7 protein-coding genes and 1 pseudogene are annotated in these 6,811 nt (G+C 74.0%); 5 read left to right on the top strand and 3 right to left on the bottom strand.

Translation table 11 applies throughout. The features are described from left to right. Positions 1 to 207 (bottom strand): annotated as a pseudogene (locus GWI24_RS37810) (hypothetical protein); the annotation flags it as partial. A 309-nt stretch (positions 208 to 516) separates the two neighbouring features. Between GWI24_RS37810 and GWI24_RS37805 the strand changes: the two are divergent. The 5 genes from GWI24_RS37805 to GWI24_RS37785 all read left to right on the top strand — a co-directional run bounded on the left by GWI24_RS37805 (position 517) and on the right by GWI24_RS37785 (position 4,078). After that, entirely contained in the window at positions 517 to 1,686 is a 1,170-nt protein-coding gene (locus tag GWI24_RS37805; protein ID WP_210950571.1) for a Vms1/Ankzf1 family peptidyl-tRNA hydrolase, read from the top strand. Positions 1,687 to 1,785: 99 nt separating this feature from the next. After that, complete coding sequence (locus GWI24_RS37800) at positions 1,786 to 2,169, top strand: DUF2795 domain-containing protein (protein ID WP_210950570.1); 384 nt, start codon at positions 1,786 to 1,788, stop codon at positions 2,167 to 2,169. A 152-nt stretch (positions 2,170 to 2,321) separates the two neighbouring features. Beyond that, the gene (locus GWI24_RS37795) at positions 2,322 to 2,672 is read left to right on the top strand and encodes a CBS domain-containing protein (protein ID WP_247617445.1); all 351 of its coding nucleotides are present in this window, start codon (positions 2,322 to 2,324) and stop codon (positions 2,670 to 2,672) included. A gap of 222 nt (positions 2,673 to 2,894) precedes the next feature. Next, positions 2,895 to 3,704, top strand: coding sequence for a class I SAM-dependent methyltransferase (locus GWI24_RS37790; RefSeq protein ID WP_210950568.1), 810 nt, complete (start codon positions 2,895 to 2,897; stop codon positions 3,702 to 3,704). Between the two features lie 23 nt (positions 3,705 to 3,727). Continuing rightward, a complete protein-coding gene (locus GWI24_RS37785) occupies positions 3,728 to 4,078 on the top strand; it encodes a VOC family protein (RefSeq protein ID WP_037962492.1) in 351 nt (116 codons plus the stop codon). A gap of 32 nt (positions 4,079 to 4,110) precedes the next feature. On the opposite strand, the gene GWI24_RS37780 is transcribed toward GWI24_RS37785, so the two are convergent. Then, complete coding sequence (locus GWI24_RS37780) at positions 4,111 to 4,554, bottom strand: hypothetical protein (RefSeq protein WP_210950567.1); 444 nt, start codon at positions 4,552 to 4,554, stop codon at positions 4,111 to 4,113. A gap of 768 nt (positions 4,555 to 5,322) precedes the next feature. Further along, positions 5,323 to 6,811, bottom strand: a 1,489-nt coding sequence (locus tag GWI24_RS37775) for a DUF5107 domain-containing protein (RefSeq protein WP_210950566.1), incomplete at its 5' end; no start/stop codon positions are given.

Raw genomic sequence — 6,811 nt, 5'->3', positions numbered from 1 at the left:
CGCGAACAGCAGCACCAGGCACGCCGTCAGCGCACCCCCCGCGTAGAGGGCGGCCGCCGCCGCGCCACCATACAGGCGGACCGCGCGCCGCCCGGACTGCTCGCGCAGCTCCCGGCGGACCTCTTCGCGGACGGCTCGTGCGACCGGCTCCGCCAGGTCGCCGGCCGAGGGTATGCCCGCCTTCGGATAGTCCGATTTATCAGTCATGCGCCGCCGGGTACCCGTGCCCCACCCTCGTTAACAGTCCCCAACAGTCCTCGTCAACGCGAGCGGACCACGGGTACGCGGGCACTTCCGCAGGGCATCTCGACAGGGCACGGCGCCGGACCCGGCCCCTGATATCCCGCGTCCGGCGCCGCTCCTCACTCCCTACGGGCCGCTCGGCCGATCGACGGGTCCCCTCCCCCACGAGCCCCAAACCTCGGCTTCGAACCTCGGCCCCAATCGTCCCGACGACCTCGTGTCGATGCCGTCGTCATGGGTACGCGTGGGGGACGCGAAATCTGGAGGGAGTACATGCGACTCGGACATCTCCAACCGCTCTACGACCGCCCGGGCCCCTGGGCCAGCGTCTACTTCGACACCTCGCACCCCGACGAGTCCGCGGCCGACGAGCAGGAGCGCGCCGCCCGCGAGGCGACCCGCCGGCTGGAAGGGCAGGGCGCCGACCAGGCCACCTGCCGTGCGGTGTACGAGAGGCTGGCCGCTCTGCCGCCTGGTGCGGGACCGGCCGGATGGGCCGTCTTCGCCTCGGCCGGTGAGGTGGTCCTCGACACCCCGCTGCTGACCCCGCCGCCGATGAGCGAGCCCCCGTGCTGGTCGGCGCTTCCGCATGTGGGACCGCTGCTGGAGCTGACCGGCGAGGACCCGTCCTGCCTGGTGGCGTACATCGACCGCACCGGCGCGGACATCGAGCTGCGCGACGCACACGGCGGCGACCGGGTCGGCTCGGTGGAGGGTCGGCAGTGGCCGGTGCACCGGACCGCCACCGCCGACTGGTCGGAGCGCCACTTCCAGCTCAAGACGGAGAACACCTGGGAGCGGAACGCGGCCCTGATCGCCGATGAGCTGGACGCCTGTCGACAGGAGACCGGCGCGGATCTGGTGGTGCTGGCCGGGGATCCGCGCGAGCGGCGCGCGGTCCACGAGCAGCTGCCCAAGGAGCTGCGCTCGGCGGCGGTGGAGACCTCGCGCGGGGGCCGCGCCCCCGGTTCCGCCCCGCCGGGCAGCAACGCCGCCCGGCTGCTGGACCAGGAGGTGGATGACGCACGCGCCCGGTACGCCCAAGAGCGCGGCGAGGAGGCGCTGGAGCGGTTCCGGGCCGGCCGGATGCCCTCCGGCGGGCGCGTGGAAGCCGCCGAGGGGGTTCCGGCGCTGGTCGACGCGGCGCGTGAGCACCGCATAGGCTCGTTGCTGATACGCCCGGACGGGCCCGATCTGTACCGCGAGGTATGGGTGGGTACCGAACCCGACCAGCTGGCATTGCGCCGTACCGATGTCCAGTACCTGGGCGACACCCGGCCGGCCCCGGCCCGCGCCGACGACGCGCTGATCCGCTCGGTCGTGGCCACCGGCGCCGAAGCGCTGACGGTGGCACCGGCCGAGGCGGAGCCGAACGGCGACGACATCCCGGTGGGCGGCCTCGGCGCCCTGCTGCGCTGGCCTTACGAGGGCGGCGCGGATTGAACATCCGGGAGCGGATTCGACCGTCCCGGAGCCGATTGACATATCCCGGGGGCTGACCGACCCGGGAGACATACGGACCCGCTGAGGAAGGGGACCGACATGCAGCGAGGCAGCGACCGGCTGAGCGTCCACAAGGACGACGAGATGAAGCACGAGCTCCAGGGGCTGATCCGCTCCGGGCACCCGACCCGTGCCGAGGAGTGGCACGACCCCGAGCCGGGCGCCGACGACGACCCGGACGTCGCCCTGGGGCCGATCCCGGCGCGGGGGACGACCGGCGAGGCCGAGGCGGTGCGGTTCGAGTTCGCCCGTCGGCTGGGACGTACGTCGTTCCCGGCGGACCGTGAGAAGCTGCTGGACGTCCTGGAGGACCGGCACGCACCGGACGGGCTGATCGCTATGGCCGAGGAACTGCCCACGGACCGGACGTTCCACACGGTGCAGGAGGTGGTCTCGGCGCTGGGGCTGCACCCGAACACGTAGGGGATCGCTCAGGGATCGCGGACGGCGTGCGTCCGTCGCGCATATTCCCCGCCCCGGCTGGGTACTGCGGGCAACACATCACCCACGAAGGGGGAGGTGGACAGATGCCCCACGACCCACCTCGCGACCCGACACGCCCCGTGCGGGAGGTCATGACGCGGCCCGCGATCTGGGTGCGCCCCGACGCCTCGCTGGTGGAGGCCGCGCAGCTGATGCGCGCACAGGACATCGGCGATGTGCTGGTCGCCAGTGACGGCGAGGTGCTCGGCGTCCTCACCGACCGCGACATCACCCTCCGCGCGGTCGCCGAGGGCGTCGACCCGCTCGCCGTCACCTGCAATGCCGTATGCACCCCGGACCCGGTGACGATCGGGCCGGACGAGGAGGTGGCCGAGGCTGCCGCGCTGATGCGGCGGCATGCGGTGGGCCGGCTCCCGGTGGTCGAGGCGGGGCGCGCGCTGGGCGTGATCAGCCGGGGCGATGTGACGGGGCTGCCCATGTGATGGGACCGCCCATGTGACGGGGCCGTCCAGGTGACGGGACCGCCCTGACCTCCCGCATGACCATTCCCGCAGCACATTCCGCCGAAGGGGCGGTGGGGTTCGTGTCCCCACCGCCCCTTCGCCGTCAAGTCCGTTCGCATGTCGAGACGGTTCTTCTCGTGATGCGAGATGCCTTCTACGGTGGAGCCACCCGTTCACCGGTCCCGAAGGGGGAGTTCCGCCATGCCGAAGGACACCGCCGTCTACACCCACGGCCACCATGAGTCGGTGCTGCGCTCGCACACCTGGCGCACCGCGGCCAACTCCGCCGCGTATCTCACCGGCCATCTGCGGCCCCATATGCGGATCCTGGACATCGGCTGCGGCCCCGGCACCATCACCGCGGACCTGGCTGGGCTGGTCCCCCAGGGGCGGGTCACGGGCGTCGACGCGGAGGGCGCCATCCTGGAGCGGGCCCGTGCGGTGGCCGAGGAGCGCGGGTTGGCCAATGTCTCCTTCGCGGTCGCCGACGTCCACGCGCTGGACCACCCCGACGACTCCTTCTGCGTGGTCCACGCCCATCAGGTGCTCCAGCACGTCGGCGACCCGGTGGGGGCGCTGCGCGAGATGCGACGGGTGTGCGCGCCTGGCGGCATCGTGGCGGTGCGCGACTCCGACTACGCCACCATGACCTGGTACCCGTCCGTCCCCGGGCTGGACGGCTGGCTGGACCTCTACCGCCGGGTCGCACGCGCCAACGGCGGTGAGCCGGACGCCGGTCGCAGGCTGCGCTCCTGGGCCCTGGAGGCGGGGTTCACCGACATCACCTCGACCGCCACGGCGTGGTGCTACGCCACCGAGGAGGAGCGGGCGTGGTGGAGCGGCCTGTGGGCGGACCGCACGGTCGCCTCCGCCTACGCCCGGCTCGCGGTGGACGGCGGCCATGCCACGGAGGAGGAGCTGCGGTCGATCGCGGAGGCGTGGCGGACGTGGGGCGAGGCCCCGGACGGTTGGTTCGCCGTCCTGCACGGTGAGATCCTCTGCCGCGTCTGAGCAGTTCAACTAGGCTCGCCCGCATGGATATTCTGGGGACTTCACTCCGCGTGTGCGTCGACGACCTGGACTCGGCGATCGCCGTCTACGAGAAGCTGACGGGAGCCGAGGCGGTGCGCTTCCAGCGCGGCCCCGTCGCGGTCGCGGCGGTCGGCTGCTTCTTCCTGATGAGCGGACCGGAGTCGGAGATGTCGATTCTCCGCAAGATCACGGCGACGATCGCGGTGAAGGACGTGGACGAGGCGATCGCCGATCTCACGGCGGTCGGCGGGCAGATCGTCGCCGGTCCGCTGCCCGCCCCCGTGGGCCGCACCCTGGTGGCCCGCCACCCCGACGGCTCGATCTTCGAGTACGTCGACCGGAACCCGGCGTGACCCGCCCGTGAACACACCGTCCGGCAGACCCGTCAGGAGGGCGGTCCCGGATCCACGATGGCCTCCTCGTCGTCGACCTCCTCGTAGAGATCGTCCACATCCCGGAGCTCATCGCTCTTGATCCGGACCGCCTCCTCCTCGGCGGACAGCCCGCTGGTCGAGCCCTCCTGGGAGTAGACGTCCTGCTCACGCGGGAGGTCGGGGTCCGGCTCGTCGTACAGCAGCCCGGCCGGTTCCGCCACGCTGCCGATCGGCTCCCCCGCCTCCGGCTCCTCATCGGTCAACCGCTCGTCGAGCGACTCCCGCTCACGCGTCTCCGCGCTCGTGGTGTCCCGGTACACGGCGATCGTCGGCTCGTCCCCGGCCACGGGCAACTGCTCAGGATCCTCGGCCCACTGCTGCTCGGGCGTCCCGTCCTGCAGATCGGGAATCCCCTCATCCTCCGGATCCGCCCCAGGATCATGCGGTGTCCTCACGGTACGCGGCTCCTTTCCGCCGATGCGCCATGCCGACGTGCGTGCCCGGGTGCCCGCCATGGGGCACCGCTATGCGGGTGCAGACCAGCCCTATACCCCCTGGCCCGCGAGGGCCCACGCTGCGGGCGCACACCGGTCAGGGCGACGCACCGTGCAGGGCACGGGCCGCCGACGGGCGCGACCCGGGCCGCTACGCGGGCGCACGCCAGGCGGGACGCGATGCGGGCCGCAGGGCGCGGGACGCATGCGGACGCGGCCTGGGTCGGGCCGCCTCCGCGAGGCCGCCTGCGAGCACAGCCCGGTCAAACCGGCCTCCAGCCAAGGCCACCCCCGGACCAAGCCCAGCAGGCGCCCCACTTGGACCCAGACCACTCGCTGGGCGCGGGCGCAACCCAGCCAAGCACCCACCACACCGGCACACACCGGCCAGGCCGCCGCACGGCCCGGCCCCTCGCTGGGCGCGGGACGCATGCGGACGCGGCCTGGGTCGGGCCGCCTCCGCGAGACCGCCTGCGAGCGCAGCCCGGTCAAACCGACCTCCAGCCAAGACCACCCGCAGACCAAGCCCAGCAGGCGCCCCACTTTGACCCACACCACTCGCTGGGCGCGGGCGCAACCCGGCCAAGCACTCACCACACCGGCACACACCGGCCAGGCCGCCGCACGGCCCGGCCCCTCGCAGGGCGCGGGACGCATGCGGACGCGGCCCGGTCGGCCCGCTCGCCAGGTGGGCGCACCCCGGTATGCCACCTGCGGGCCGTAGGCCCGCTAGGCGGGGCGCATGCGGAATTCGTAGTGGGCGGGGAGGGGGTGCTCGGCGCGGGTCCGGGCCCGGGCCTCCTCGCTGAGTGGGTCCTCGGTGCCGGTCGCCAGCCGTTCCACGATCGCGTACCAGGTGTCGCTCAACGCCTCGTCGCCCTCGCGCAGATCGCAGACCTCGAAGCCCTCGTCGAAGACGGCGCGGGCGGCCAGGGCGTCGCCCTGGGCCAGCAGGACCTGGGCGCGCAGCAGCCGGAAGCGGCCGCGTGCGCGGATGGCGGGGCGCAGCGCGTCGAGGACCGCCCGTGCGTCGTCGGCGCGGTCGGCCGCGAGCAGCGCGAGGATCGCCTCCCGGCCGAGCGCCGCCTCGGCCGTCTCCAGGGCGAGCGGGTCGGCGGCGACGGGCGGCGCGGCCACTGAAACGGCCCCCGCCTCCCTCTGCGCCACGCCCTGCCCCCTTCCCGCCGTCTCGAGCACCGGGGGCGCCTCGGGCTCCGGGGCGGCGGCCGAGGCGAGGAGGAGCCGTACGGCGCGCAGTAGCCGTTCCGCCGCGCGCGCCGGATGGCCGGATGCGGTGTCGGCGACGGCCAGACAGCGCAGCGTCCAGGGCGTCTCCGCGCACCGCAGCGACCGCTCCCAGCTGCGCTCGGCCTGGGCGCGGTCGCCCGCGTGCCACTGGGCGACGCCCAGGTGGTACTCGGCGGCGCCGGTCGAGGGTGCCGCTTCGAGGAGGTCGCGCCAGGCGGGCGCGACCACGGAGGCGCCGGGGTCGGCCTGGGAGGGCCCCGGTTCCCAGTCGGGCAGGGCGCCGGTGCGCAGCAACCGGCGCCACGGCTCCTGCTCCTCCCCCAGCGTGTCGGGGTCGAACGGCGTCCCCGACAGCTGAAATCCACCGCGCTCGATCTCCAGCGCGCCCCAGCCCGAGCCGGTCGCGAGGCGCTCCGCCGGTTCCGCGTCGGCGTACGGGCGCCAGGCGGCGTAGGCCGCGTCGACGGCGGCGCGCGGAAGCGCCGCCTCCAGCCGGGTCTCGGTCTCGCGGCGGGCGGCGGCCCAGTCCGCGCCGTGGACGGCCGCCGGGTCGGCGGTCAGCGGGCCGTACGCCTCCAGCCAGGCGAACTCCTCGCCCGCCTCCAGCGGGATGTGCTCGAGCTGGGTGCGGGCGAGCCCGGCCTGGATCTCGGCGTAGCCGCCGGTGCCGGGCTCGGTCAGCCACTGCTGCCAGCGGCGTCCGCCGGGGCCCGCGCCCCAGACGAAGAGCTTGCGGCCGCGCAGCAGATCGGTCGAGGTCTGCACGAGGCCGCCGCCGTCGGCGTCGAGCGAGGCGATCCAGCGGCGGGCGCCCTCGGGCACCTCGTAGAAGTAGTCGGCGGGGTAGGCGCCGCGCAGCGGATAGGTGCGGTCGGCGCCGTCCCACTCGGGGACCGGGACCTTGCTGAGGGTGCGGGCGTAGCCGAAGTGCCAGGCGTCGTCGGCGGGGGCGAGGACGCGGGTGCGCTCG

It is taken from the genome of Streptomyces sp. MK37H (assembly GCF_018035285.1).
Lineage (GTDB): Bacteria > Actinomycetota > Actinomycetes > Streptomycetales > Streptomycetaceae > Streptomyces > Streptomyces endocoffeicus.
This window is presented reverse-complemented; position numbering and strand designations above follow the sequence as displayed.